Raw genomic sequence first — 24,547 nt, 5'->3', positions numbered from 1 at the left:
GCCGCGCCGCTCTGCCGGATATGCCTGCCGTGGCGGCCCTGAACCGCCATGTGCGCGAGACCTGCCTGCCTTACCTGCCGGACCTCCATACGCCGGATGAGGATCTGGCCTTTTTCCGTGACCATGTCTTCCCCACGTCGGAGATCTGGCTCGCCCATGCCGAGGGGCGGCTGATCGGCTTTGCCGGGGCAAGGCTCGATTGGCTCGATCATCTGTATGTCGATCCGGCTTGGCACGGCCGCGGCGTCGGCCGGGCTCTTCTATCCGCCGTCAGACGGGATCGACCGGAACTCAATCTCTGGACGTTCCAGGACAACGCGCAGGCCCGCCGCTTCTACGAGGGGCAGGGTTTTCGACTGGTCGCCACGACCGACGGCTCCGGCAACGAAGAACGGGTGCCCGATGCCCATTACCGGTGGGTGCGGGATTGATCCATGAAGGCCCGGCATGAACGCATCCTGCGGACGGATGCAACCCGGGCTGAGATAGATCAATAGGGTTGACCCCTATTGCGGTTATGAGAGGCCGCAATACGTTGTGACGTGAACGCCCGGGACGAAGGATCGCCATGTCTACCTATCGCCTCGACAAGCTCTTCAATCCCCGCTCCATAGCGGTGGTCGGCGCAAGCCCCCGTCCGGGGTCTCTCGGACTGACCTTCCTGCGCAACCTCATCGCGGGCGGCTTCCAGGGTGAGCTCTTCGCCGTCAATCCACACCACGTCGAGATCGAGGGAAGGCCTTGCTTCGCTTCCCTGTCCGCACTTCCCGAAGTGCCCGATCTCATCGTCGTCGCCGTGCCGCCGGAGCGGGTGCTCGGCGTTATCGAGGAGGCCGGGGAGGGCGGTGTGAGCGCCGCCATCGTGGCGACGGCGGGCATGGGCTACGGCGAGGGCTCCCTGGGCGATCAGGTCCGGCTTGCGGCACGCGCCCACGGCCTGCGCATCGTGGGGCCCAACTGCATCGGCGTGCTGGCTCCGCGCGCCCGGATGAATGCGAGCTTTGCGGCCCACAGCGCCAAGCCCGGCGATCTGGCGCTCGTGTCCCAATCAGGCGCGGTGGCGGCGGGCCTCGTGGAATGGGCGGCGCAGCGGCAGGTGGGGTTTTCGGCCATCGTCTCACTGGGCGACAAGGTCGACGTGGATTTCAGCGATTGCCTGGACTTCTTCTCCGCCGACAGCGGGACCCGGGCGATCCTGCTCTACATCGAGTCCATCGATAACGCGCAGAAATTCATGTCGGCCGCCCGTGCGGCCGCGCGCGTCAAGCCGGTCGTGGTGATCAAGGCCGGACGCCATGCCCAAGGGGCGAGGGCGGCCGCGACCCACACGGGGGCGCTGGCCGGATCCGATGCGGTCTATGACGCGGCCTTCCGCCGGGCGGGATTGCTGCGGGTGCTCGATCTCGACCAGCTTTTCGCGGCGGCGGAGACGCTCGGGCGGCAGAAGCCGTTTCCTGGCAACCGACTGGCACTTCTTACCAATGGAGGTGGTGTCGGAGTTCTCGCCGTCGACCGGCTCATCGATCTGGGCGGAACCCTCGCCACGTTGTCGGACAGGACACGGGAAACCCTCAACGCCATCCTGCCGCCGACCTGGTCGAAGGGGAACCCGATCGACATCGTTGGGGACGCGGAACCGGGCCGCTATGCGGGCGCCCTCGAGGCCCTGCTCGCCGATCCGGACAACGATGCCGTTCTCATCCTCAACGTGCCGACGGCCATCGCCGGGGCGTCCGACGTGGCCACCGCCGTGGTGGACGTGGTCAAGCGCGACCGGGCCCGGGGGTACCGGCAGAAGCCGGTCTTCGCCGCCTGGATCGGCGAGGACCCGGATTCGGCCCGGGTGTTCGAGGAAGCGAGGATTCCGAACTTCACCACGGAGGCCGATGCGATCCGCGGCTTCATCCAGCTCGTGCGCTACCGCGAGGCGCAGGACCAGCTCATGGAGACGCCGGACAACCTGCCCCATGACTTCGAGCCGGACCCGGAGGCGGCCCGCGCCGTCGTCGAGCACGTGCTGGCGCAGAACCGCCGCTGGCTCGACCCGCTGGAGGTCGATGCGCTCCTGCGGGCCTACGACATTCCGACCGCGCCCGTGATCCTCGCGACGACGCCCGACGAGGCCGCCGAGGCGGCCCGGCCCATCCTGGCCGAGGGCGGCACGGTGGCCGTGAAGGTCCTTTCGCCCGACATCGTCCACAAGTCCGATATCGGCGGCGTGAAGCTCGATCTGACGACCGAGGAGGCGGTGCGCAAGGCGGCCGCCGAGATTTTCGAGCGGGCCGCCCGCCTGAAGCCGCAGGCGCACGTGACCGGCGTCACCGTCCAACCCATGGTGCGGCGGGCGAAAGCCCGCGAGCTCATCGTGGGCCTCGCGGACGATCCCTCCTTCGGTCCCGTCGTGCTGTTCGGGCGCGGCGGCACGGCCGTGGAGGTCATCAACGACAAGGCGCTGGCGCTGCCGCCCCTCGACCTGAAGCTCGCCGACGACCTGATCGCCCGCACCCGCGTGTCACGGCGCCTGAAGGCCTATCGGGACGTCCCGGCGGCCGACGAGGGGGCGATTGCCCTGACTCTGGTAAAGCTCGCCCAGATGGCGGCCGATATTCCGGAAATCCGCGAACTCGACATCAACCCGCTGCTGGCCGACCATACCGGCGTGATCGCGGTCGATGCCCGGGTGGCGGTCGCGCCCGAAACCCGGAAAGGCAGCGGCCATCCGCGCTTCGCCGTGCGGCCCTACCCCAAGGAATGGGAGCGCACGATCACGCTGCGGAATGGGCGGAGCGCCTTCGTCCGGCCCGTTCGGCCGGAGGACGAGGCGGAGTTCCGACGCTTCTTCGAGCAGATCACCCCGGAGGACCTGCGCCTTCGCTTCTTCGCCCCTGTCCGCGATTTCAGCCACACGTTCCTCGCCCGGCTGACGCAGCTCGACTACGCCCGCGCCATCGCGTTCGTGGCCTTCGACGACGGCACCGGAGAGATGATGGGTGCGGTCCGCCTCCACGCGGATGCGAACCACGAGACCGGGGAATACGGCATTCTCCTCCGCTCGGACCTCAAGGGTCTCGGCCTGGGCTGGGAGCTGATGCGGCTGATGATCGAATGGGCGAAGGCGGAAGGCTTGCGCGAGATCGAGGGGCAGGTGCTGCGCGAGAACTCCACCATGCTCGACATGTGTCGCAATCTCGGATTCACGATCCGGATCGATCCCGACGACCCGGAACTGCGCCTCGTCACCCTGCCGATCGCCTCAATCGAGGAACCGGGCAAGCTCGCTCAAACGGGATGAAGAAAAAAGCCCGCCTTGGGGCGGGTGATCGACGCTTCCGTCGAGGTGGATTCTTCCGGCAATTCGCTCTCACGTCATCACCACCCTTGGGCCGGTGATTTCGATTGGTTGAAGCGTTGAGCCTCACCTTATCGGGATGGCCGGCACAAGGCCGGCCATGATGCGGTGGGTGTCATCCCCGGCACACAAAGTGCGTGAAGGGGATCCATTGCCACGCGCAGCGTTATGGATTCCCTTCCCCTCCGCTGCGCTCCGGCCGGGAATGACACGCTCCGTCTCAGATCAAGGCACCGGAGCCTCAATCCTCGTCCTTGACCCCGCCGATATGCTTCTGGGCGTAGAGCTCGATGCCGACCTGTTCGACGAGGGTGAGCTGGGTTTCCAGGAAGTCGATATGGCCTTCCTCGTCCGTCATCAGCTCCTCGAACAGGTTCTTCGACACGCGGTCGCCGATGCTGTCGCAATAGGCCGCGGCCTCGCCGTAGAGGTTGCGCGCATCGTATTCCGCCGCGAGGTCGGATTCGAGGATTTCCTGGATGTTCTGGCCGATGCGCAGGGGATCGAGCACCTGCAGGTTGGCGAAGCCCTCGAGGAAGATGATCCGCTCGATGAAGCGGTCCGCATGGTGCATCTCTTCGATGGATTCCTTGCGCCAGGCTTTCGCAAGTTCCTTGTATCCCCAATCGTCCAGGAGCCGGTAATGCAGCCAGTACTGGTTGACCGCCGTCAGCTCGCTGCGCAGGCCGCGATTGAGATACTCGATTACCTTGGGATCACCCTTCATCCTACCCTCTCGTCCATGCGGCGCCGGACGCGCCGGGTCTCTCTTTAGAGGATTTATGAATTAGGGTGAAAGTCCTTTTGTTCAAAGGGTGGGTTCGGCCGCAGCCTTCTCGAGCGTAGTCGGGCAGCAGCCGCGATTGCAGGCCGCGATGGGCTCCACGCCCGCGTCGATCAGGGCTTGGTCCATGATGGCACGGATCGTCCGTGCGCAGCGCCCGCAATTGGGGCTGCAGCCGAGACAGCGATAGACCTGCGCCGGAGTGCGGGGGCATTCCGGTCCCGGCTTGAGGCAGGCTTTGACATCGCCGTCGGAGAGGATGTTGCAGGAACAGACGATCATTTGTTGTTCTAGTTTAGAATGACTAAAAACTACATGTGATATCAAAGACTTAAAGGAAAAAGTAGCACGGCGCCAGCGCGATCGCCTGTGCCCGGATGTCACGGTTAAGGCGTAACACTTAACCCAGGCGCTTGAACAAGCCGGGATAATCGAGAACGAACCCGTCCTCGTCGACAGGCAGGTCGGCAGTGAATCCGCTCTCCAGACCCTCGAAGCGGTAGAGCGTGCCTGCATCGAGCGCGGTGTAACGCTGGTTGGCCGAGGTGACGATCAAGTCGGGGACGGCGATGTAGCACAGGCGGATATCCGTGCTCTCGCCGGTCTCCAGGTCGAGGCGCCGGATGGGGAGCGTGTTGGTGAGCGGCGTCGCCTGGATGTCGATATCGATGCAGCCCTGGAAGTCCGGCCGGACCTTGCCGTTCTCCTGCCAGTGCCCCTGGCCGTCGCTTTCCAGATGCAGCACATGCCCGGCCGTCGTTCTGAGGATCACCTCCTTGGTGCGCCACAGGGCATCGAGCTTGAGCCGATAGGAGAGGCCGTACTCGGTCTCGTCTTCCCGCGCGATCACGACGCCCGAGATGGTGAGCCCGCCATCGGCGGGCCGCACGTCCACATGCTCCATGCCCGCCTCACAGCCTTCCCAGGCCGACCAGCGGATGGTGCGGAAGATCAGTGTCGGGATGGACATGCAGGACTCCAAGCTTCCAAGCTGCATTGCCAGACGATTATGGCCGAGCCGGAAGGCTTGTCGACTCAAGATACGATAACTTCAAAATAGCGTCTCAAACCCGCCAGCATTGAGGAATTCGAATGCATTGTTAGTGATCTTAGGAATCGGCGTGTAGTCACCCCTTGCGTATGGTATCTCAAGGTCATCAAGCACGCTAAGAAATACGGAGAAAAATAATAGTTCTCTAGCGTGGTAAATACATTGATTAAGGGCTCGTGGGTTCCTTGGACGAGGATTGCCGTGAGTCAGATGGTTGCGCAGCTTAGTGACTGTTTCCGCAAAACTACGATTTAGCCCAAAAAATCTTTCTATGTTCGGGCTCGGTGCTACTGCGTAAAAGTTAATAAAAGAGTTCCTGGCGGGCGGCTTATTGATGTTCCTCAAGTTCGCAATCAGGAAACGTGAGTTCTCAACACCTAAAGCATCGATTTGCTCCGCTGCAGTATCAATTATGTGCTGTAGCCTTGGATGGGTTGTAATTGGCTTTTTCTTACCTTTTTTTGCACAGAGCATGTCAATTGCTCGATACGCCCAAAGAAAATCGTCTTCGGAGATCGTGTTGCGTTTGAGTATCGATCTAACGGCATTGGACCATATACTCTCGTTCGCTTCGAACGAGCAAAACATGTGACCAATCATTTTTAACGAGTCAGCTTGTCGTAAGCGAACCGTTAGCGGGTGAAACTGCCACGTAAAGTTATCATCAATTTCTGCACGAAGCTTTCGATGATAAATAACTTCTGCCTTCTGATACTCAGATATCTCAACTTCGATATCTTTTCCGTTATTGATTTGAAGTAAAGCTAAGCTGAATATGAGTTGTATTTTACCAATGAATTTCCAAAGATCATTGAAGTTGTACCCGCAATCCCGAGCCGCTGAAAAAAATATTCTCCCCACTGCCCCAGGAGATGAGTATGATGGGCTATGCGTGCTGATATTGCGCTCTAATTGTACATGTGAGAACGAAGAAGTATCATGAAAGCTGATATTTGTTGGCCATTTTGCAGGAAAGAATATCTTTCCTCCAATATCCCGGATTTCCTTATCTTTGCTGATTATAGACGTTTTGCCATCAGCATAGTGGTCATCGTAAATTGATAGATTAATAAACTTTTCTGCATTCTCGAAGCTGAAATTTATTCTCTTAAATTTTGTATCCTCGGTGAGTGGGTCATTGCTTCTTATAACAAAGCTCGAAACGCAAATGATTTGATGATGCTTTTCTGCCATAGAGAAAGCGCCATAAGTCGTTACCCGCAAAATAGACGTGTAAAGGAATAAATAGTGCTTCCCATCAGATGCCATACCAGAAAGTGTAAAGCTTCTAGGTCTTGATACTAATGTGTCTGCTCTTTCCGGCATGTTGCAGAACAAAACAATTTCATTCGCATCATCAGGATCAAAGTGCCCAGAAAATTCAATCCCTGGAAATTCTGACGTAGTGAACCGTCCGACAATCATTCACGCACCACCACTACATGCAGCCGCCTTGGGCCGTGGGCGCCGAGCAGCAATGTCTGCTCGATGTCGCCGGAGCGGGACGGGCCGGTGATGAAGTTCACCGTGCGGGGCATGGTGCCCTTGCCGTAGGCGAAGCGCACCCGGTTCCAGACGGCTTCGTAATCGCCTGCGATGTCCTTGGCCGAGACCACGATGATGTGGTTGTCGGGCAGGAAGTTGAGGGTGGAGGGGTTCTCGTGGCCCGACACCATGGCGAGCGTGCCGGATTCGGCGATGCCCCCGAAGGCGTGGCTCACCGCGTTGAGGTCGCGGCCCTCGCTCGGGCCATGGGTGATGTCGAGCGCGGTGTCCGACCAGGGCATGGCCTGGAGGCGCGGATCGTCGCCCATGCGCAGGGTGGCGGGCAGATTGTGGTTGCGCAGGAAGAGCGCGATGGATTGCGGCACCTCGGCCGGGGAGGCGACCTCCGTCACCGTGGCGAGCGACGTCTCGACCATGGTCTTGAAGAGCGCGATCCGCTCCTCGCCGGAGACCTGCCCGCGCTGGGGGATCACCCCCTTGGGCGCGCGCTCCAGACGGTCCGCCACGATCTGGTGGCGGATCTTCTCAGTGCCGTTGACGCCGAGGGAGCGACGAATATTGGCGAAGATGTCGTCGCGTGCGCTCATGCGGCGGCTCCCTTGCGCTCGCGCTTCCAGCGCTGTTGGAACGTCTCGCCCTGCGGGGCGGGAAAGTCGCGGTACTTGGTCCAGCCCTTGGCCATGGGAAGCCAGGAGAACCGCCCGCGCTGGCGGCCCGCGAGAGAAAGGGCCCCCATGGCGACGCGGGTGGCAAACCGGTAGAGGGCGGGGCGCTTGGCGAAGAAGCCCCAGAATTGCAGGCCGGACCGGACGGTCGCCGGCGTCAGGTGCCGTTCGAATTCCCGCTCGCGCCAGTGGCGCATGAGCTTGGGCAGGGGGATCCGCACGGGGCACACGCTCTCGCAGCGGCCGCAGAAGGTGGAGGCGTTGGGCAGGTGACCGGCCTTGTCGACGCCGATGAGGGACGGCGTGAGCACCGCACCCATGGGGCCGGGATAGACCCAGCCATAAGCGTGTCCACCGACCGCGTGGTAGACCGGGCAATGGTTCATGCACGCGCCGCAGCGGATGCAGCGCAGCATCTCCTCGAAGCTCGTGCCGAGCATGGAGGAGCGGCCGTTGTCGATGAGAACCACGTGGTAGTTCTCCGGCCCGTCCGCGTCGGCACTGCGGCGGGGGCCGGTGGAGAACGTGGTGTAGACCGACATCTCCTGGCCGGTCGCCGAGCGGGCGAGCACGCGCAGGAGCTGGCTCACGTCCTCCAGCGTCGGAACGAGCTTTTCCAGGGAGGCGAGCACGATATGGGTCTTGGGCAGGATCTGCGTGAGATCGCCGTTGCCCTCGTTCGTCACGATGATCGACGTGCCGGTCTCTGCCACCAGGAAGTTGGCCCCGGTGATGCCCACGTCGGCCGCGAGGAAGCGCTCGCGCAGGACGGCGCGCGCCTCGGTGAGAAGCTGCACGGGTTCCGAGAGATCGCGCTTGGCGTCGAGATGCGTGTGGACGCGCCGGAAATCCTCTTCCACCTGCGTGGCGTTGAGGTGGACGGCGGGCGCGATGATGTGGCTCGGCAGCTCGTTGCGCAGCTGGATGATGTATTCGCCGAGATCCGTCTCGACGGGCCGGATGCCGTTCGCTTCGAGGTGGTGGTTGATCCCGATCTCCTCCGAGATCATGGATTTGCCCTTCGTGACCGTCCTGGCGCCGGCCTCGCGGCAGATTCTCAAGATGAGGTCGCGGGCCTCGTCGGCGTTGCGGGCGAAATGCACATGCCCGCCGGAGGCCTTCACCTTCTCCTCGTAGGCTTCGAGATAAAGGTCGAGGTGCTCCAGCGTGTGGTTCTTGATATCCCGCGCCGCATCGCGCAGCGCCTCGAATTCCGGCAGCTTGTCGGCCGCCGCCTGGCGTTTGTCGATGAAGCCCTGCTTCACGTTGCCGAGCGCCTTCTGCAGCTGGCTGTCGCTCAGCGCCCGCGCGGCGTTCTGTTTGAACTGGGGAGAAGTGGAATGAACGGTCATTGCGCCTCATCCTTAACGCGGATCCATGCGGCGTAGGCTGGATTCCGGTCTTTCATATCGTCGAAGAGCCAGACCATGCGATCGCAGAACCACATCTTGGCGAACCAGGAGGCAAGACCACCCGCAACGGTCATCAGGAGATCGTTCATGACGGCGCCCGCCAAGGCCATGACGAAGCCGATGCCGGATGCTGTCATGAGAAGATTGGCGACCTTCACGTGATGGCCGGGGATAGGGGCCGTTGCCCTGTTCATGAAGATTCTTTCGCCGAATGTCGCTTTCGCGCTCCAGGTGTCGGTTCGCGCCGGGGCCGGAAAGAGCCGGGGATTGAGCCAGAGCCACAGGAAGACCAGCCCGGTCGCCGGGACGGCCCAGAGGCCGATCCATGCGTGGCTCCAGATGGCGAGAAGAAGCAGCGGGAGCGAGGCCACCCGCGACCAAACGCTCCAGGGGCTCGCATGGCGCTCCCAGGTGCGCTCGTCCATCCGGAACAGGCGCGCCGCGAAACGGGCCGGGTTGCTCATGCGGAACGGGACTCCCTGGCCATGCCGATCGCCGGTTCGTCCGTCATGCCGGCCAGAACCTCCGCCACGTGGCGGACCTGGATCGGCTTGCCGTCGCGGGTGAGCTTGCCGGCCATGTTCATGAGGCAGCCGAGATCGCCCGCGAGCAGGGTCGGGGCGTGGGATTCCTCGATGTTCTTGGCCTTGGCGCCGACGATGGCGCCCGAGATGTCGCTGTACTTGACCGCGAAGGTGCCGCCGAAGCCGCAGCACACGTCGCTGTCCTTCATCTCGACGAGGGTAAGGCCCTCGACGCTGGACAGGAGCCGGCGCGGCTGGGCCTTGACGCCGAGCTCCCGCAGGCCGGAGCAGGAGTCGTGATAGGTCACGGGTCCGTCGAAGGAGGCCTCGACCCTGGTGACCCCGAGCACGTCGACCAGGAAGCTCGTCAGCTCATAGGTCTTGGCGGCCAGCGCATCGGCCTTGGTGCGCCAGTTCGGATCTTCCTCGAACAGTTCCGGGTAATGGGCTTTGATCGTTCCGGCGCAGGAGCCCGAGGGGGCAACCACGTAATCGTAGCCATGGAAGGCCTCGATCACCTGCATGGCGAGGTCCCGGGTCGTGCCGCGGTCGCCTGAATTGTAGGCCGGCTGGCCGCAGCAGGTCTGGACGGGCACGTCGACGGTGCAGCCGGCATCCTCCAGGAGCTTGACGGCGGCGAAGCCCACCGAGGGACGCATCAGGTCGACCAGGCAGGTGACGAAGAGGCCGACCCGGGGTTTCACGGGCTGGCCCTGGGAGGGCAGAACGCTCATGGGGCGACCTTCTTGCCCGAAGCGTCGAACTGCTTGAGGTAGGCCACGAGGTCGTTGACCTTCTGCTCGTCCTTGACGCCGGCGAAGATCATCTTGGTGCCGGGAATCTTGCCCCTCGGATCCTTGATGTATTCCCGGAACGTGGCTTCGTCCCAGGTGATGCCGGAATTCTTGTTGGCCGGGGAGTAGTTATAGCCTTCGACCGAACCCGAATGGCGGCCGATGAGGCCGTTCAGCTCCGGACCCACGGCATTCTTCGCATTCTCCCCGATCTGGTGGCAGGCCCGGCATTGCGTGAAGACCTTCTCGCCGGCGGCCGCGTCCTGGGCCTGAGCGGAACCGAGCCCGGCGAGAAGCAGGGCGGCGGAAAGAACGAAGGAACGCATCAAAAACTCCTTTGCTGGACCCCTGGCCCATCCTAGGGCACCGGATCCAAAAGTGGACACCACTTTCGGGACCAATCCGATGCTCCTTTTTTTGCGCAGCGCATTGTTCGGGCGGAAAACCGGGTCCACTTTTCCGCACAATGCGCTAGAGACATTCTACATTATTGGAAAACGCCATCGGGGAAAGCCGCCTTATTGTTGAGGTAGCCATTCCCTGGACGCAGCGATGACCCTTGAGGGAGGGTGTCATGACCATTGCATTTCCGAAACCGGACGAAGCGGTTCTGGCGCGCCGGAGGGAGATCGTCGAGGGTTTGGGACGCCTTGTCGCGTCCGAGGCGCTGATCGTCACCGAGGACGAGCGCCGGGCCTTCGAGACCGACGGCCTGACCTCCTACCGCCGGATGCCGCTCGCCGTCGTGCTGCCCTCCACGACCGAGGAGGTCGCGGCCATCATGCGCTTCTGCCACGACCACGGGGTGAAGGTGGTCCCGCGCGGGGCGGGGACCTCGCTCTGCGGCGGTGCCATTCCCCAGGAGGACGCCATCGTGCTCGGCGTCGCCAAGATGAACCGGGTCCTGGACGTCAGCTTCGAGAACCGCACGGCGCGGGTCCAGTCGGGCATCACCAATCTCGGCATCAGCCAGGCGGTATCCTACGAGGGTTTCTTCTACGCCCCCGACCCGTCGAGCCAGCTCGCCTGCACCATCGCGGGCAACATCGCGATGAATTCGGGCGGGGCCCATTGCCTGAAATACGGGGTCACCACCAACAATCTCCTGGGCGTCACCATCGTGCTCCTCGACGGCACGGTGGTGGAGATCGGCGGCGAGCACCTGGATGCTCCGGGCTATGATCTCCTCGGCCTCATCTGCGGCTCGGAAGGCCAGCTCGGGGTGGTGACGGAAGCCGTGGTGCGCATCCTGCGGGCGGCGGAAGGGGCCCGTCCGGCCCTTTTCGGGTTCTCCACCGTGGAGGATGCGGGCGCCTGCACGGCGGCGATCATCGGGGCGGGCATCATTCCGGTGGCGCTCGAATACATGGACAAGCCCGCCATCCAGATCTGCGAGGCCTTTGCGCATGCGGGCTATCCGCTCGACGTCGAGGCCATGCTGATCGTGGAGGTCGAGGGCTCCGATGCGGAAATCGACGGCATGCTCCGGCGCATCGTGGCCATCGCCGAGCCGTTCAGGCCAAAAACCATGAAGGTCTCGCAATCGGAGGCCGAGAGCGCGGCGATCTGGAAGGGCCGCAAGTCGGCCTTCGGGGCCACGGGGCGCATCGCCGACTACATCTGCATGGACGGCACGATCCCGACCGGGCAGCTGCCCTACGTGCTCAAGCGCATCGACGAGATCGTGAAATCCTACGGGCTCGGCGTCGCCAATGTGTTCCATGCGGGCGACGGCAACCTGCACCCGCTCGTCATGTTCAACACCAACGTGCCGGGCGAGATGGAGAAGGCCGAGAAGGCCGGCGAGGACATCCTCAAGCTCTGCGTCGAGGTCGGCGGCTGCCTGACCGGCGAGCACGGCGTCGGCATCGAGAAGCGGGACCTCATGACCTATCAGTTCAACGCCACGGACCTGGAGCAGCAGATGCGCGTGCGCGGCGTGTTCGACCCCGGCTGGCTGCTCAATCCCGCAAAGGTGTTCCCGCTCGAAGGAAGGCTCGCCGCGTGACGACCTATACCCCCCGCGACGAGCAGGACGCATCCATCATCATCCGCGAGGCCGCCGACAGGGGCACGCTTCTCAACGTGTCCGGCAACGGCACGAAAGCCCCGATGGGCCGGCCGAACCAGACCGACGCCTCGATCTCGTCCTCGGCCATGACCGGCATCACCCTCTACGAGCCGTCCGAACTCGTGATCTCCGCCCGCAGTGGCACACCGGTGCTGGAGGTGATGCGCGTGCTGGCCGCGAAAGGCCAGGAGCTGCCCTTCGAGCCCATGGATTATCGCGGGCTCCTCGGCACCAGGGGCGAGCCGACCATCGGGGCGGTGGCGGCCATGAATCTCTCCGGCCCGCGCCGGATCATGGCGGGCGCCGCCCGCGACAGCCTGATCGGCGTGCGCTTCGTCAACGGGCGCGGCGAGGTGGTGAAATCCGGCGGCCGCGTGATGAAGAACGTCACCGGGCTCGACCTCGTAAAGCTCATGGCCGGCTCTTGGGGCACGCTCGGCTTCCTGACGGAAGTCACCTTCAAGGTCCTGCCGAAACAGGAGCGCATGGCGACGCTGGCCATCCGAGGCCTCGACGACCGGCAGGCCATCGAGGCCCTCTCCATGGCCCTCGGATCGCCCTTCGACGTGACCGGCGCGGCGCATGTTCCCGACCGCGACCGCCGGGGCGGCACCACGCTGATCCGGCTCGAAGGCTTCAGGGTCTCGGTCGACTACCGCATGAACGAGCTCAAGCGCCTGCTGAAGCGCTTCCGGTTCATGGACCTGCTCGAGGGCGTCGGGGCTGAGGCGCTCTGGCAATCGGTGCGCGATGTGGCGCTGCTGACGGATCAGGGCGAGCGGGCGGTCTGGCGCGTGTCGACGGCTCCCACGAAAGGCCCCGACCTGGTCGCCCAGGTGGCGCAATCGCTCGATGCGCAATGGTTCTACGATTGGGGCGGCGGGCTCATCTGGCTCTCGACGCCGACCAGGGGAGACGCGGGCGCCCCGGTCCTGCGCGAGGCGCCCCGGGCCTTCGGCGGTCATGCCCCCCTGGGGCGCGCGCCCGCCGAGATCCGCTCCACCCTCGACGTGTTCGAGCCGCAGCCCGACGCCCTCATGACGCTCACGCGCGGCATCAAGGCCTCCTTCGATCCCGCCGGAATTCTCAATCCGGGCCGGATGTATGCGGGGATCTGACATGGCGGTCACGGCTTCCCCCGCAACGGAGGCGAGGACCCCAGGCAAATCGCGGGAGGCTCTCGGGGCCGGGGTCGCGCTCGGGCTCGTCGCGCTCACCGCCGCGATCCTGCTGGCCATGGGCCGCACGCCGATCTGCACCTGCGGCACCATCGAGCTGTGGCATGGGGTCGTGAAGGATTCCGGCAATTCCCAGCACCTGACGGACTGGTACACGCCCTCCCACGTGATCCATGGATTTCTGTTCTATGGCGGCCTCTGGGCCTTTGGGCGCCTGATCGGAAAGCCGCTGCCGCTCGGCATCGCACTTCTCGTCGCGATCGGGATCGAATGCGCCTGGGAGATCGCCGAGAACACCAACACCGTCATCGACCGCTATCGTGCGACGAACATCGCGCTCGATTATTATGGCGACAGCGTTATCAACTCGGTGTCGGACATCATCGCCATGATGATCGGGTTCGCGCTGGCCCGGATCTGGCCGGTCTGGCTGACGGTCGTGGTGGCGGCGTTTATGGAGGCTTTCGTGGGTTTCTGGATCCGCGACAATCTCATTCTGAACATCATCATGCTGATCCATCCCATTGAGGCCATCAATCAATGGCAAGGGGCGCTGTGAGATAAAACGATGCAAACCAACTTCACGCCCGACCAGCTCAGGGATCCCGCCATGGCCAGTTCGGAGAAGATCCTCCGGACCTGCGTCCATTGCGGATTCTGCACGGCCACCTGCCCGACCTACCTGCTGCTCGGCGACGAGCTCGATTCCCCGCGCGGGCGCATCTACCTGATGAAGGACATGCTGGAGAGCGGAAAGCCCGCATCTCCGGAAGTGGTCAAGCACATCGACCGCTGCCTCTCATGCCTGTCCTGCATGACCACCTGTCCGTCCGGCGTGCATTACATGCACTTGGTCGATCATGCCCGCGCCTACATCGAGGCCACCTATACGCGGCCCTGGCATGACCGGCTCCTGCGCTGGGTTCTCGCCAGCGTGCTGCCCTATCCCGGACGCTTCCGCTTCGCGCTCGGCGCGGCGATGCTGGCCAAGCCCCTCAAGGGCGTGATCGGCGGGCTGCCGTTCCTCGGCAAGCGTCTGGAGGCGATGATCGACCTCGCGCCGGCGAAGGCGCCCACCCGCTCGCCCTTCGACCAGCCCGGCACCTTCAAGGGGCACGGGGAGCGCCGGGGCCGGGTCGCCATCCTGTCCGGCTGCGCCCAGCCGGTGCTCAAGCCCGGCTTCAACGAGGCCGCCATCCGTCTCCTCAACCGGCACGGCGTCGACGTCATCCAGCCCAAGGGGGAGGGATGCTGCGGCGCCCTCGTCCACCACATGGGCCGCGACGAGGAGACCCACGGCTTCGCCAAGCGCAACATCGACGCCTGGATCGCCGAGATGGACGGGGAGGGGCTGGACGCCATCATCATCACGGCATCGGGCTGCGGCACGACGATCAAGGATTACGGCTTCATGTTCCGGGAGGACCCGGATTATGCCGAGAAGGCGGCCCGGGTCTCAGCGATCGCCAAGGACATCACCGAGTATGTCACGTCCCTGACGCTCATGGAGCCGGTGCGCGAGACGGACTTCGTGGTCGCCTATCATTCCGCCTGCTCGATGCAGCACGGGCAGGCGATCCGCACCGAGCCGAAAACCCTGCTGAAGCAGGCGGGCTTCACGGTGAAGGACGTGCCGGAAGGGCATATCTGCTGCGGATCGGCCGGCACCTACAACCTGCTTCAGCCGGAGATCGCCGCCCAGCTCCGGGCCCGCAAGGTCGCCAATATCGAGCGCACCAAGCCCGACCTCATCGCCACCGGCAACATCGGCTGCATGACCCAGATCGGCAAGGGGACGGACATCCCCATTGTCCATACGGTCGAACTCCTCGACTGGGCGACCGGTGGTCCCATGCCGGAAACCTTGGAGGCGGCAGGGTTCGGAAAGCGCGCCTCTCAGACGTTAACCATTCCGGCACAGTGAGGCTGCTACATTCTTACGCAACGAAATTCTATTTCCAAAACGCGGCCATCTGAGCTAAAAGTTAGGAAAGTATGAATTTCAGGGGCGTAAGGACCGGCACATGTCTTCGGGTTGGACATCGTTCAGGAGCCGTTTTGGCAAGAAGCAGGAAGAGGCCGTCATCGGCTCCCTGCACGAGGGGGGCGAGAGCGTCGAGGCCGTTTCCGCGCCCGTCGCGGCGTCCGAAAAGGGCGAGGTGATCGCCGCTCGCCCCAACGTGGCGCTCGATTCGGTCGGTCAGAAGAACGAGCTGATCCGCGTCCGCTTCGCCAACATGATCGACCGGTTGGAGGAGATCCGCAGCCTCAAGGAGGACTTCGCCCTCCTCAACGAGCCGGTGAACGATCTCATCCGCAGCTATCCGCAGCTTCAGTCGCGCCTTCTCGAAACCGAGGCGGTGCTCCGGCAGGAAACGGACACGACCGTGGCCCTGCGCCGGGAACTCTCAGACCTCAGCGGCCTCCACGCCCGGACGGTGGACGACCTGAATTCCGCCGTTTCGCAGCTGCGCAAGGCGGAAACGAGAGTCCGCGAGCAGGAATCCTTCATCGAGGACCTGCGCCTCAACGTGAAGGACAAGGAGGCCATCGTCGCCGACCTGGAGAACCAGCTCTCCATCGAGACCGAGCGCGCCCGCAACATCACCGAGGAGAACCAGGCCCTGCGCATCGAAGCGCAGGAGGCGGACCAGACGGTGGCCCGCGCCGAGCGGGAACTCATCGAGACCCGTGAGCGCAACGGCCTGCTCGATCACGAGGTCAAGCGCCTGCAGAAGGTGGCGGAGGAGCAGAATTACCGCCTCTCCAGCCTGACCAACCGTTATGGCGAGCTGGAAACCCAGCTCGAGGCCACGCGCCAGCGCGCCTCCGAGCTCGAAACCAAGCTCATGGCCGAGCAGGTGCTGCGCCAGCGTCTGGAGACCCAGATCGATTCCGAGCGCTCGGCTCATCAGACGGACCTTTCGGCGCTCGACATGAAGATCGAGGGGCTCAACTCCCGTCTGGCCGCGACCGACAAGATCCTGGCCCATACCCGCGACCAGCTGCGCGACAAGAACGAGGCCCTGCGCGGCGTCGAGCGCAACCTCAAAGAGACGAGCATCGAGAAGAACACCCTCGACCGCCGCCTGGAGGCGACCCAACAGGAAGTCGAGCGTCAGGTGGCCATGGTCAACGAGCTTCAGCGCTCGCGCATCGAGCTGCAGGAGCGCGTCGAGATGCTGGGCAAGGCCATCGCGGCCAAGGACTTCCAGATCGAAAGCTCCGACAACAAGGTGGCGAGCCTCTCCGAGCGCATCGACCAGCTCACCAAGCGCTTCGAGCAGGACCGCAACACCCTGGAGGCCGCCAACCGCCGCCTCACCGAGGAGCTGCAGAACGAGAAGGCCGAGCGCTCCCTCATGCAGGGCGCCCTCGAAATCGCCCGCGAGAGCCGCACCAAGATCCAGAAGAAATACGTGGCCCTGCGTAAGAAGACCCGCCTCGACACCCAGGAGGAGGATCCGAGCCTCTTCGACGAGGAGGAATTCGAGACGAATGTCCGGCCCTTGAAATCGCCGGACGCGGAGTAGCGTACTACCTCCAGGGCCCCGCAGAGATGCGGGGCTTTTTCTTTTTTGGATAGGCCGTGGTCGAGCGCAGGGCTTGATCCACCTTGGCGAACGAGCCGTTGCGCGCCACTTTGGCCCCATCGTCGAATCGCCAACGCCTCCACGGCAGGCATGAAGGATCCCCACGATGGCTCAGCATCCAGCAATCGCCCCCGGCCGCGTCGCCGTCATCACCGGAGCCGCGAGCGGCATCGGTCTCGCGGCCGCCAAGCGGTTCGCGGAGCTCGGCATGAAAGTCTGCCTGGCCGATCTCGAGGGCGAGGCCCTCCGGCGCGCCGAGGAAGACGTGAAGCGCGTGGCCGGCAAGCCGGAGGACGTGCTCGCCGCCGCCACCGATGTCAGCCGGCTGGGAGACGTCGAGAAGCTCAGGGAACGGGTCCATACCGCCTTTGGCGAGGTGGCCCTGCTCATGAACAATGCCGGCACCGAGGGCGGTGGGGAAATGTTCGGCAACCTGCAGCGCTGGCACGCGATCCTGGAGACCAATCTCTGGGGCGTGATCAACGGCGTTCAGGTCTTCGCGCCGTCCATGATCGATCAGAAAACCCCGTGCGCGATCATCAATACCGGATCGAAGCAGGGCATCACCACGCCGCCCGGCAACACGGCCTACAACATCTCCAAGGCGGGCGTGAAGGTCTTCACGGAAGGTCTGGCCCACGAGCTGCGCAACCGGCCCGATTGCCGGGTGAGCGCCCATCTCCTCATCCCGGGCTTCGTCTATACAGGCTTCACCAAGGCGAGAGGCGTCACCGAGAAGCCGGCCGGCGCCTGGGAGCCGGAGCAGGTCATCGACTTCCTGCTGCCGGCCCTGGAGCGAGGCGACTTCTACGTGCTCTGCCCCGACAACGAGACGACCAGGGAGATGGACGAGAAGCGCATCCGCTGGGCCGCCGAGGACCTCATCGAGAACCGTCCGCCGCTCTCGCGCTGGCATCCCGATTACAAGGATGCCTTCGCCAAGGTGATGGAAGGCTGAGAGAACCGTCGTGAACTTCGATCCGGCAGCCTTCCGCCGCCACGTCGGCAGGATCCTGAACGAGCACGCCGGGGCCTTCGGCCTGCCCGATGAACGGCATGCGGTCCTGCGGCGCCAGATCGAGGCCGGGGACGACATCCATTCGCGCCGGACCTTCCCGGGCCATGTCACCACGTCGGCCTTCATCCTCGACCGGACGGGGCAGCGCATCCTTCTGATCCACCATCGCGCTCTGGAGCGATGGCTGCAGCCCGGCGGCCATTACGAGCCGCCGGACGACCTGATGGGCTCCGCCCTGCGCGAGGCCGTCGAGGAGACCGGCATGCCCGACCTCGCGATCGACCCTTGGCACAGGGAGGCGGGTCTGCCCGTCGACATCGACAGCCACCGCATCCCGGCACGGCCGGAACGGGACGAGCCCGAGCATTGGCATCACGATATCCGCTATGTGGTGCGGGCATCGGAGCAGGATGCTCTCCGGCCCGATCTGCGGGAGGTGCATGGCGCCGAGTGGCGCGACCTTCAGGATCTGGAGAACATAGCGCCGCAGGGCTTACGGAATATGCGCGCGCTCGGGCTTGTCCGCCCCTGACAAAGGACAGGGGCATGCTTACATCCTTCTCCAACATTCCTTGAAGGAGGCATGCGATGAACGATCAGGAACGGCAGGTCATCGACGATATCTTCCAGCGTCTCGAGCAGGTGGCGAACCAGCCGCGGGATCCGGAGGCGGAGCGCTACATCGCCGAGAAGCTGCGCCGCCAGCCCTATGCGCCCTATGCCCTGGCCCAGGCGGTCTTCGTTCAGGAACAGGCGCTGGGCAATCTCCAGGCCGACAACGAGCGGCTGCGCGCCGAGTTCGACCGGATGAGCCGCCAGCCGCCACAGCAGCAGGGCGGTTTCCTGTCCAGCATCTTCGGCGGTGGCGCGTCGCGCCCGCCGGAGCCCGCCTACAACGCACCGCCGGCCCGGCAGGCTTCGCCCTGGGGCCAGCCTCAACCTCAGCCGCAGCAGCCGCCCTACGGCGCTCCGCAGGGCGGCCCGATGATGGGCGGCGCGCCCGGCCCCTGGGGCGGCATGCAGCGCGGGGGTGGCGGCGGGTTCCTCGGGACCGCGCTGACGACCGCGGCGGGCGTCGCGGGCGGCATGATGATCGCCAATGCCCTGAGCCATGCCTTCAGCGGCAACAACAATCCCTTGAGCGACGCATCCTCCCTGGCGGGCCTCGGCGGCACGGATCAGGCGTCGGCGGACAATGCCGGATTCGGCAGCATCACGGATGGGCTCTACCCGAACCAGGGCCAGGAGCCGCAGGACAACGAGCAGGACTTCTCGGACTTCGGCGGCGACGGCGGAGACGAGGGCGACTGGGCCTAAACGCAGCGAGCTTTCGGAAGCGCCCGCCATCCGGCGGGCGTTTTCGTATCAATGACCTGCCGTCTTCGAGAAGAGGTTGATCACCAGCACGCCGCTCAGGATCAGCGCCATGCCGATGACGGCGGGGCCGTCCAGGGACTGGCGATAGAGCAGCAGACCCACGAGGGCGATCAGCACGATGCCGACGCCCGACCAGATCGCATAGGCGATGCCGATGGGGATCGTGCGCGTGGTCAGGGAGAGACAATAGAAGGCGATCCCATAGCCGAGGATCACGACGACGGAAGGCCAGAAGCGCGAGAAGCCTTCGGCCGCCTTCAGGGCCGAGGTCGCGATGACTTCGCTGACGATGGCAACGAAGAGATAGACGTAGTTCATGGCGGCTCCCAAGTGGCGGCCGCAGAGCTTTACACCGGGCGAGGCGCGATTCCCAAAAGCGAATGGCCGGGACAAGCCCAGCCATCCTGCGTGACTGCACGTTGCGTATGTGGCGCGATCAGAGAACGACCACGCTCGTTCCGACCTTCACGCGGCTGTAGAGATCGACCACGTCGTCGTTGAGCATGCGGATGCAGCCCGACGAGACGGCCTGTCCGATGGTGTGCGGCTCGTTGGTGCCGTGGATGCGGTAGAGCGTGGAGCCGAGATAGAGCGCGCGGGCGCCGAGCGGATTGTCCGGCCCGCCTTCCATGAAGCGGGGAAGGTCCGGGCGGCGGCGCAGCATGTCGGCCGGCGGACGCCAGGACGGCCATTCGCGCTTCATGGAAACGGTCTGCCGACCACGCCATTCGAAGCCTTCGCGGCCCACGCCGATGCCGTAGCGGAGGGCGCGGCCGCCGTCCTGAACGAGGTAGAGGAACTTGTTGTTGGTATCGACCACGATCGTGCCCGGACGCTCGTTGCCACGATAGGATACGAGCTGGCGCTGGAACTGCGGCGCGATCGCGTAATCGATGCTGTTGTCGTAGCCCGTGCCGTTGCCGTAATCCTGCGGCAGGGAGGCGACCGTGCTGCCGGTGGTGGTCACGTCGTAGGGATAGCCCGCCATGCGCTCGGCCCGGGAGGCGCGAGCCGACGGACGGGTCACGAGAGGATAGCCCTCGCGATAGCCATCCTCCGTGCGTGCGTAGGGGTAGTCGTAGCCCGGAGCGATGTAGGTATTGCCGTAGAAATTGCCGTTTCCATAGACCGGCTGCGCCGAGGCGGCGGCCGGCAGAAGGACGGCCAGAAGCATTGCAGAGCAAGGGATCCAAGCGCGCATTGACGTATCCTTATCGGTGATTTGCAGAATAAACGGCAAGCGCGGCTTTTGTTTCCGCCAAGCTGGATGAATTTAAACAGGAAGCGCAGGAGAGCTTTCCTGACGATGCTCCGAAAAGGGGAGTGAACCGCTGGGGAAAGTGCGGTAAGAACCTCTTCCTTCGACGGCGCTCATCCCGGACGCCGGCTTTCACATCGTCGTGACATCATGAAATTCGGTCCCGCCCTCCGGGCGGCCGCTGGCATCGCGGTTCTCTCCATCATGGATGCGGTCATCAAGGGGATGTCCGCTCATTATCCGACCCTCCAGGTGGCGTTCCTGCGCTTCATGTGCGGAAGCATCGTCGTCGCGGGCGTCGTGGCCGTCCTCAAGCCGGGCTGGCCCAACCGGGAGACCGTCGCGGCCAATGCGATCCGGTCCGTGATCGCGGTCATCACGGCCCTGAGCTTCTTCTATGCCCTGGGGCAGCTGCCGCTCGCCGAGACCCTCGTCCTGTCGTTCCTGTCGCCGATGTTCATCGCCCTGTTCGGGATGCTGATGCTCCGGGAGAGGGTCGACAGCCGGATCGTCGGCGCCATCGGCATCGGGTTTCTCGGGACCCTCGTGGTCGTCCTCGGCCAGACGGGGGAGGCCAGCGCGGCCCGCTCGTGGACGGGCGTCGGCGCGGCTCTGCTGTCGGCGATCACGTATGCGCTGAGCCTCGTGCTGCTGCGCCAGCGCGCCCAGCGGGACAAGTTCCTGCACATCGTCATCTTCCAGAATATCGGACCCTTCCTCCTGGTGGCGCCTTTCGGCCTGTGGGCATGGCAGCCCCTGCATTACGAGCACCTGGCCTGGTTCGCTCTGATGGGTGTCCTGGGCGTGATCGGCCACGTGCTCATGGCGACCGCCTATGCCAAGGCCGAGGCGGCGCGGCTCGCTCCGCTCGAATACACAGCCCTGATCTGGGCCGTGCTGATCGGCTACGGGGTCTTCAGCGAGATCCCCACCTGGGCCACCCTCGGCGGCGGCATCCTCATCGTGGCCGCGGCCGCCATGACGTCGCGGCGCTAGCGGATCGGCTCCGGGCCGCCCGTCGGCTGTCTTCCGGGACAGTCATGACCGTTATCTATAAAGGGCTAGGGTCGATTTTCTGACATTGCCCCAAGGGCAGGTGTCTTGACTCCCTCGGCGCATATGCCTATCTCGCGGCCAGCGTTAGCACTCGTCAACGAACAGTGCTAACAGCCAGGAGACCGGCGCGGCCAGAGGGGTCGCGCCTATCGTCAAAGGGGAAGTTCCATGAAGTTCCGTCCGCTGCACGACCGCGTTGTCGTCCGCCGCATCGAAGCCGAAGAGAAGACGGCCGGTGGCATCATCATCCCGGACACCGCCAAGGAAAAGCCGCAAGAGGGCGAAGTCGTCGCCGTCGGCCCCGGCGCCCGCGATGAGAACGGCAAGGTTGCCGCTCTCGACGTGAAGGCCGGCGATCGCGTCCTGTTCGGCAAGTGGTCCGGCACCGAGGTGCGGATCGACGGTCAGGACCTCCTGATCATGAAGGAATCCGACATCATGGGCATCGTCGGCTAATCGAGCCGGTCGCCCTTCTTTCCAAGTTTCCCAATTTAACTGGAGGCATAGCCCATGGCTGCCAAAGACGTTAAGTTTTCCTCGGACGCTCGCGACAAGATGCTCCGTGGCGTGGACATCCTCGCCGATGCCGTGAAGGTCACGCTGGGTCCCAAGGGCCGCAACGTGGTGATTGAGAAGTCCTTCGGCGCTCCGCGCATCACGAAGGACGGCGTCACCGTCGCCAAGGAGATCGAACTCTCCGACAAGTTCGAGAACATGGGCGCCCAGATGGTGCGCGAAGTGGCCTCGAAGACCAACGACATCGCCGGTGACGGCACCACGACCGCGACGGTTCTGGCCCAGGCCATCGTCCGCGAGGGCGCCAAGGCTGTGGCCGCCGGCATGAACCCGATGGACCTCAAGCGCGGCATCGATCTCGCCGTCGGCGAGGCGATCAAGGACATCCAGGCCCGCGCCAAGAAGGTTGCCTCGTCCGACGAGGTTGCCCAGGTCGGCACGATTTCCGCCAATGGCGACAAGGACATCGGCGAGATGATCGCCCATGCCATGCAGAAGGTCGGCAACGAAGGTGTCATCACCGTCGAGGAAGCCAAGACCGCCGAGACCGAGCTCGATGTCGTGGAAGGCATGCAGTTCGACCGCGGCTATCTCTCGCCGTACTTCATCACGAACGCCGAGAAGATGGTGGCCGAGCTTGAGGATCCCTACATCCTCATCCACGAGAAGAAGCTCTCGTCGCTCCAGCCCATGCTGCCGATCCTCGAGGCCGTGGTGCAGACCGGCAAGCCGCTCCTCATCATCGCCGAGGACGTGGAAGGCGAGGCGCTCGCCACCCTCGTGGTCAACAAGCTGCGTGGAGGCCTGAAGATCGCCGCCGTGAAGGCTCCGGGCTTCGGCGACCGTCGCAAGGCCATGCTCGAGGACATCGCCGTCCTGACCGCCGGTCAGACGATCTCCGAAGACCTCGGCATCAAGCTCGAGACCGTTCAGCTCCCGATGCTCGGCCGCGCCAAGCGCGTTCGCATCGAGAAGGAGAACACCACGATCATCGACGGCGCCGGCCAGAAGGCCGACATCGAGGCTCGTGTGGCTCAGATCAAGGCGCAGATCGAGGAGACCACCTCGGACTACGACCGTGAGAAGCTCCAGGAGCGTCTGGCCAAGCTCGCAGGCGGCGTCGCGGTGATCCGCGTCGGCGGCGCGACCGAGATCGAGGTGAAGGAGAAGAAGGACCGCGTTGACGACGCCCTGAACGCCACCCGCGCTGCGGTGGAAGAAGGCATCGTCCCCGGCGGCGGCACGGCTCTCCTGCGCGCCAAGGGCGCGGTTGCCAAGCTGACGACCGACAATGCGGACGTCCAGGCCGGCATCAAGATCGTGCTGCGCGCCCTCGAGGCTCCGATCCGTCAGATCGCCGAGAACGCCGGCGTGGAAGGCTCGATCGTTGTCGGCAAGATCAACGACAACGCCAAGTCCGACACTTTCGGCTTCAACGCCCAGACGGAAGAGTTCGTGGACATGCTCCAGGCCGGCATCGTCGACCCGGCGAAGGTCGTCCGCACGGCCCTGCAGGACGCGGCTTCCGTGGCCGGCCTGCTCGTCACGACTGAGGCCATGGTCGCCGAGGCTCCCAAGCGCGAATCCGCTCCGGCCATGCCGGGCGGCGGCATGGGCGGCATGGGCGGCATGGACTTCTAAGCCCTACGCATCCGTAGAAATGAAGAAGCCCCGGAGGAAACTCCGGGGCTTTTTCGTTTGCGCTGCCGATGAAAAGCTTAGGCCGCCTGCTTCAGGCCTTCGGCCACGAGCGCTTCCTGCACCTTCGGGCGCTCGGCCACGCGGGCCATGAAGGCGCTCAGGTTCTTGAACGACGAGATGTCGATCTGGTGGACGTTCGTCCAGTTCACGACCGTGAAGAGATAGGCGTCGGCGATCGTGAAGGTCTCGCCCATCAGGAAGGGCTGCTTGCCCAGGACTTCGTCGAGATAGGCGAAGCGGTTGGCGAGACGGTCCTTCGTGGCGGCCTTCATGGCGTCCGGAGTAGCGGGGTTCCAGAGCGGACCGAAACCCTTGTGGATCTCGGAGCTGATGAAGGTGATCCACTCGATCAGGCGGTAGCGCTCCGTCGTGCCGTTGGCGGGGGCGAGGCCTGTGCCGGGCTGCTGGTCGGCGAGATACTGGATGATCGCGGCCGCCTCCGTGAGCAGGGAGCCGTCCTGCAAGGCGACGGCCGGCACATAGCCCTTGGGGTTGATGGCGCGGAAGTTCTCGCCGGTCTCGGTGAGGTGCTTTGCGAGGTCCACCTTCACGAGAGTGACCGGAAGGCCGGCTTCACGGGCCACGATATGGGGAGCGAGCGAGCAGGCGCCGGGGGTGTAGTAAAGCTTCATGGGATGATCCTTGGAGGGAGGTGAGAGTTTTTATGCAGTTGCATGGATATTAATATGCACTT

25 protein-coding genes are annotated in these 24,547 nt (G+C 64.1%); 13 read left to right on the top strand and 12 right to left on the bottom strand.

The genetic code is table 11. The features are described from left to right. Positions 1-20: 20 nt before the first annotated feature. Positions 21-431, top strand: a complete 411-nt coding sequence (locus tag H0S73_RS20715; protein WP_181054412.1) for a GNAT family N-acetyltransferase — start codon at positions 21-23, stop codon at positions 429-431. 137 nt (positions 432-568) lie between these two features. Then, positions 569-3,292 carry a bifunctional acetate--CoA ligase family protein/GNAT family N-acetyltransferase gene (locus tag H0S73_RS20710; RefSeq protein ID WP_181053913.1) on the top strand — a complete coding sequence of 908 codons (2,724 nt, stop codon included), beginning with the start codon at positions 569-571 and terminating at the stop codon, positions 3,290-3,292. Positions 3,293-3,590: 298 nt separating this feature from the next. Here H0S73_RS20710 and bfr read toward each other — a convergent pair whose 3' ends face one another. From bfr to H0S73_RS20665, 9 genes are all read right to left on the bottom strand, one after another. After that, positions 3,591-4,076: a bacterioferritin gene (gene bfr / locus H0S73_RS20705; protein ID WP_181053912.1), complete on the bottom strand. Its 486-nt coding sequence runs from the start codon at positions 4,074-4,076 to the stop codon at positions 3,591-3,593. 81 nt (positions 4,077-4,157) lie between these two features. Further along, entirely contained in the window at positions 4,158-4,415 is a 258-nt protein-coding gene (locus H0S73_RS20700) for a (2Fe-2S)-binding protein (RefSeq protein ID WP_181053911.1), read from the bottom strand. A gap of 118 nt (positions 4,416-4,533) precedes the next feature. After that, positions 4,534-5,103 (bottom strand): putative glycolipid-binding domain-containing protein, encoded by a 570-nt coding sequence (locus tag H0S73_RS20695; RefSeq protein WP_181053910.1) that lies wholly within the window; start codon positions 5,101-5,103, stop codon positions 4,534-4,536. An 81-nt stretch (positions 5,104-5,184) separates the two neighbouring features. Then, positions 5,185-6,609, bottom strand: coding sequence for an ApeA N-terminal domain 1-containing protein (locus H0S73_RS20690; protein WP_181053909.1), 1,425 nt, complete (start codon positions 6,607-6,609; stop codon positions 5,185-5,187). After that, positions 6,606-7,277 (bottom strand): LutC/YkgG family protein, encoded by a 672-nt coding sequence (locus H0S73_RS20685; protein ID WP_181053908.1) that lies wholly within the window; start codon positions 7,275-7,277, stop codon positions 6,606-6,608. The genes H0S73_RS20690 and H0S73_RS20685 overlap by 4 nt, the downstream gene beginning before the upstream one ends. Further along, the gene (locus H0S73_RS20680; protein WP_181053907.1) at positions 7,274-8,707 is read right to left on the bottom strand and encodes a LutB/LldF family L-lactate oxidation iron-sulfur protein; all 1,434 of its coding nucleotides are present in this window, start codon (positions 8,705-8,707) and stop codon (positions 7,274-7,276) included. Before H0S73_RS20680 ends, H0S73_RS20685 begins: the two co-directional genes overlap by 4 nt. Continuing rightward, a complete protein-coding gene (locus tag H0S73_RS20675; protein ID WP_181053906.1) occupies positions 8,704-9,231 on the bottom strand; it encodes a DUF6653 family protein in 528 nt (175 codons plus the stop codon). Before H0S73_RS20675 ends, H0S73_RS20680 begins: the two co-directional genes overlap by 4 nt. After that, entirely contained in the window at positions 9,228-10,025 is a 798-nt protein-coding gene (locus H0S73_RS20670) for a (Fe-S)-binding protein (RefSeq protein WP_181053905.1), read from the bottom strand. Before H0S73_RS20670 ends, H0S73_RS20675 begins: the two co-directional genes overlap by 4 nt. Beyond that, positions 10,022-10,411: a c-type cytochrome gene (locus H0S73_RS20665; protein ID WP_181053904.1), complete on the bottom strand. Its 390-nt coding sequence runs from the start codon at positions 10,409-10,411 to the stop codon at positions 10,022-10,024. Before H0S73_RS20665 ends, H0S73_RS20670 begins: the two co-directional genes overlap by 4 nt. A gap of 248 nt (positions 10,412-10,659) precedes the next feature. Between H0S73_RS20665 and H0S73_RS20660 the strand changes: the two genes are divergently transcribed. The 8 genes from H0S73_RS20660 to H0S73_RS20625 all read left to right on the top strand — a co-directional run bounded on the left by H0S73_RS20660 (position 10,660) and on the right by H0S73_RS20625 (position 19,262). Further along, entirely contained in the window at positions 10,660-12,093 is a 1,434-nt protein-coding gene (locus tag H0S73_RS20660) for an FAD-linked oxidase C-terminal domain-containing protein (RefSeq protein WP_181053903.1), read from the top strand. After that, complete coding sequence (locus tag H0S73_RS20655; RefSeq protein WP_181053902.1) at positions 12,090-13,274, top strand: FAD-binding protein; 1,185 nt, start codon at positions 12,090-12,092, stop codon at positions 13,272-13,274. The genes H0S73_RS20660 and H0S73_RS20655 overlap by 4 nt, the downstream gene beginning before the upstream one ends. Before the next feature lies 1 nt (position 13,275). Continuing rightward, complete coding sequence (locus tag H0S73_RS20650) at positions 13,276-13,893, top strand: DUF2585 domain-containing protein (protein ID WP_181053901.1); 618 nt, start codon at positions 13,276-13,278, stop codon at positions 13,891-13,893. Positions 13,894-13,902: 9 nt separating this feature from the next. Then, a complete protein-coding gene (gene glcF, locus H0S73_RS20645; RefSeq protein WP_181053900.1) occupies positions 13,903-15,258 on the top strand; it encodes a glycolate oxidase subunit GlcF in 1,356 nt (451 codons plus the stop codon). Between the two features lie 100 nt (positions 15,259-15,358). Then, on the top strand, positions 15,359-16,867 hold the full coding sequence (locus tag H0S73_RS20640) for a chromosome partitioning protein ParA (protein ID WP_181053899.1): 1,509 nt from the start codon (positions 15,359-15,361) through the stop codon (positions 16,865-16,867). Between the two features lie 166 nt (positions 16,868-17,033). Further along, on the top strand, positions 17,034-17,885 hold the full coding sequence (locus tag H0S73_RS20635; protein WP_181053898.1) for an SDR family NAD(P)-dependent oxidoreductase: 852 nt from the start codon (positions 17,034-17,036) through the stop codon (positions 17,883-17,885). A gap of 10 nt (positions 17,886-17,895) precedes the next feature. Next, positions 17,896-18,477, top strand: coding sequence for an NUDIX domain-containing protein (locus H0S73_RS25875; protein WP_181053897.1), 582 nt, complete (start codon positions 17,896-17,898; stop codon positions 18,475-18,477). A gap of 56 nt (positions 18,478-18,533) precedes the next feature. After that, a complete protein-coding gene (locus tag H0S73_RS20625; RefSeq protein ID WP_181053896.1) occupies positions 18,534-19,262 on the top strand; it encodes a DUF2076 domain-containing protein in 729 nt (242 codons plus the stop codon). Positions 19,263-19,310: 48 nt separating this feature from the next. On the opposite strand, the gene H0S73_RS20620 is transcribed toward H0S73_RS20625, so the two are convergent. Beyond that, positions 19,311-19,640 (bottom strand): DMT family transporter, encoded by a 330-nt coding sequence (locus H0S73_RS20620; protein ID WP_181053895.1) that lies wholly within the window; start codon positions 19,638-19,640, stop codon positions 19,311-19,313. 118 nt (positions 19,641-19,758) lie between these two features. Beyond that, positions 19,759-20,523: a L,D-transpeptidase gene (locus H0S73_RS20615; RefSeq protein ID WP_246389125.1), complete on the bottom strand. Its 765-nt coding sequence runs from the start codon at positions 20,521-20,523 to the stop codon at positions 19,759-19,761. 207 nt (positions 20,524-20,730) lie between these two features. Here H0S73_RS20615 and H0S73_RS20610 point away from each other — a divergent pair, with 207 nt between their 5' ends. The 3 genes from H0S73_RS20610 (at position 20,731) to groL (ending at position 23,793) form a co-directional block, all read left to right on the top strand. Continuing rightward, positions 20,731-21,576, top strand: a complete 846-nt coding sequence (locus tag H0S73_RS20610; RefSeq protein ID WP_181053894.1) for a DMT family transporter — start codon at positions 20,731-20,733, stop codon at positions 21,574-21,576. A 228-nt stretch (positions 21,577-21,804) separates the two neighbouring features. Further along, the gene (groES, locus tag H0S73_RS20605; RefSeq protein WP_114945189.1) at positions 21,805-22,092 is read left to right on the top strand and encodes a co-chaperone GroES; all 288 of its coding nucleotides are present in this window, start codon (positions 21,805-21,807) and stop codon (positions 22,090-22,092) included. A gap of 54 nt (positions 22,093-22,146) precedes the next feature. After that, the gene (groL, locus tag H0S73_RS20600; protein ID WP_181053893.1) at positions 22,147-23,793 is read left to right on the top strand and encodes a chaperonin GroEL; all 1,647 of its coding nucleotides are present in this window, start codon (positions 22,147-22,149) and stop codon (positions 23,791-23,793) included. Between the two features lie 77 nt (positions 23,794-23,870). Here the strand turns inward: groL and gstA are convergent, their stop codons facing one another. Further along, the gene (gstA, locus tag H0S73_RS20595) at positions 23,871-24,485 is read right to left on the bottom strand and encodes a glutathione transferase GstA (RefSeq protein ID WP_181053892.1); all 615 of its coding nucleotides are present in this window, start codon (positions 24,483-24,485) and stop codon (positions 23,871-23,873) included. Positions 24,486-24,547 lie beyond the last annotated feature (62 nt).

The organism is Microvirga mediterraneensis (assembly GCF_013520865.1).
Taxonomy (GTDB): domain Bacteria; phylum Pseudomonadota; class Alphaproteobacteria; order Rhizobiales; family Beijerinckiaceae; genus Microvirga; species Microvirga mediterraneensis.
Note: the sequence above shows the minus strand (reverse complement) of the source record. Positions and strands in the feature narration are given on the sequence as shown.

Bases quoted from the DNA above. Each gene is read 5' to 3' on its own strand.
- H0S73_RS20715 (WP_181054412.1), top strand. From the start codon at position 21: ATGCCTGCCGTGGCGGCCCTGAACCGCCATGTGCGCGAGACCTGCCTG.
- H0S73_RS20710 (WP_181053913.1), top strand. From the start codon at position 569: ATGTCTACCTATCGCCTCGACAAGCTCTTCAATCCCCGCTCCATAGCG.
- bfr (WP_181053912.1), bottom strand. From the start codon at position 4,076: ATGAAGGGTGATCCCAAGGTAATCGAGTATCTCAATCGCGGCCTGCGC.
- H0S73_RS20700 (WP_181053911.1), bottom strand. From the start codon at position 4,415: ATGATCGTCTGTTCCTGCAACATCCTCTCCGACGGCGATGTCAAAGCC.
- H0S73_RS20695 (WP_181053910.1), bottom strand. From the start codon at position 5,103: ATGTCCATCCCGACACTGATCTTCCGCACCATCCGCTGGTCGGCCTGG.
- H0S73_RS20690 (WP_181053909.1), bottom strand. From the start codon at position 6,609: ATGATTGTCGGACGGTTCACTACGTCAGAATTTCCAGGGATTGAATTT.
- H0S73_RS20685 (WP_181053908.1), bottom strand. From the start codon at position 7,277: ATGAGCGCACGCGACGACATCTTCGCCAATATTCGTCGCTCCCTCGGC.
- H0S73_RS20680 (WP_181053907.1), bottom strand. From the start codon at position 8,707: ATGACCGTTCATTCCACTTCTCCCCAGTTCAAACAGAACGCCGCGCGG.
- H0S73_RS20675 (WP_181053906.1), bottom strand. From the start codon at position 9,231: ATGAGCAACCCGGCCCGTTTCGCGGCGCGCCTGTTCCGGATGGACGAG.
- H0S73_RS20670 (WP_181053905.1), bottom strand. From the start codon at position 10,025: ATGAGCGTTCTGCCCTCCCAGGGCCAGCCCGTGAAACCCCGGGTCGGC.
- H0S73_RS20665 (WP_181053904.1), bottom strand. From the start codon at position 10,411: ATGCGTTCCTTCGTTCTTTCCGCCGCCCTGCTTCTCGCCGGGCTCGGT.
- H0S73_RS20660 (WP_181053903.1), top strand. From the start codon at position 10,660: ATGACCATTGCATTTCCGAAACCGGACGAAGCGGTTCTGGCGCGCCGG.
- H0S73_RS20650 (WP_181053901.1), top strand. From the start codon at position 13,276: ATGGCGGTCACGGCTTCCCCCGCAACGGAGGCGAGGACCCCAGGCAAA.
- glcF (WP_181053900.1), top strand. From the start codon at position 13,903: ATGCAAACCAACTTCACGCCCGACCAGCTCAGGGATCCCGCCATGGCC.
- H0S73_RS20640 (WP_181053899.1), top strand. From the start codon at position 15,359: ATGTCTTCGGGTTGGACATCGTTCAGGAGCCGTTTTGGCAAGAAGCAG.
- H0S73_RS20635 (WP_181053898.1), top strand. From the start codon at position 17,034: ATGGCTCAGCATCCAGCAATCGCCCCCGGCCGCGTCGCCGTCATCACC.
- H0S73_RS20625 (WP_181053896.1), top strand. From the start codon at position 18,534: ATGAACGATCAGGAACGGCAGGTCATCGACGATATCTTCCAGCGTCTC.
- H0S73_RS20620 (WP_181053895.1), bottom strand. From the start codon at position 19,640: ATGAACTACGTCTATCTCTTCGTTGCCATCGTCAGCGAAGTCATCGCG.
- H0S73_RS20615 (WP_246389125.1), bottom strand. From the start codon at position 20,523: ATGCGCGCTTGGATCCCTTGCTCTGCAATGCTTCTGGCCGTCCTTCTG.
- H0S73_RS20610 (WP_181053894.1), top strand. From the start codon at position 20,731: ATGAAATTCGGTCCCGCCCTCCGGGCGGCCGCTGGCATCGCGGTTCTC.
- groES (WP_114945189.1), top strand. From the start codon at position 21,805: ATGAAGTTCCGTCCGCTGCACGACCGCGTTGTCGTCCGCCGCATCGAA.
- groL (WP_181053893.1), top strand. From the start codon at position 22,147: ATGGCTGCCAAAGACGTTAAGTTTTCCTCGGACGCTCGCGACAAGATG.
- gstA (WP_181053892.1), bottom strand. From the start codon at position 24,485: ATGAAGCTTTACTACACCCCCGGCGCCTGCTCGCTCGCTCCCCATATC.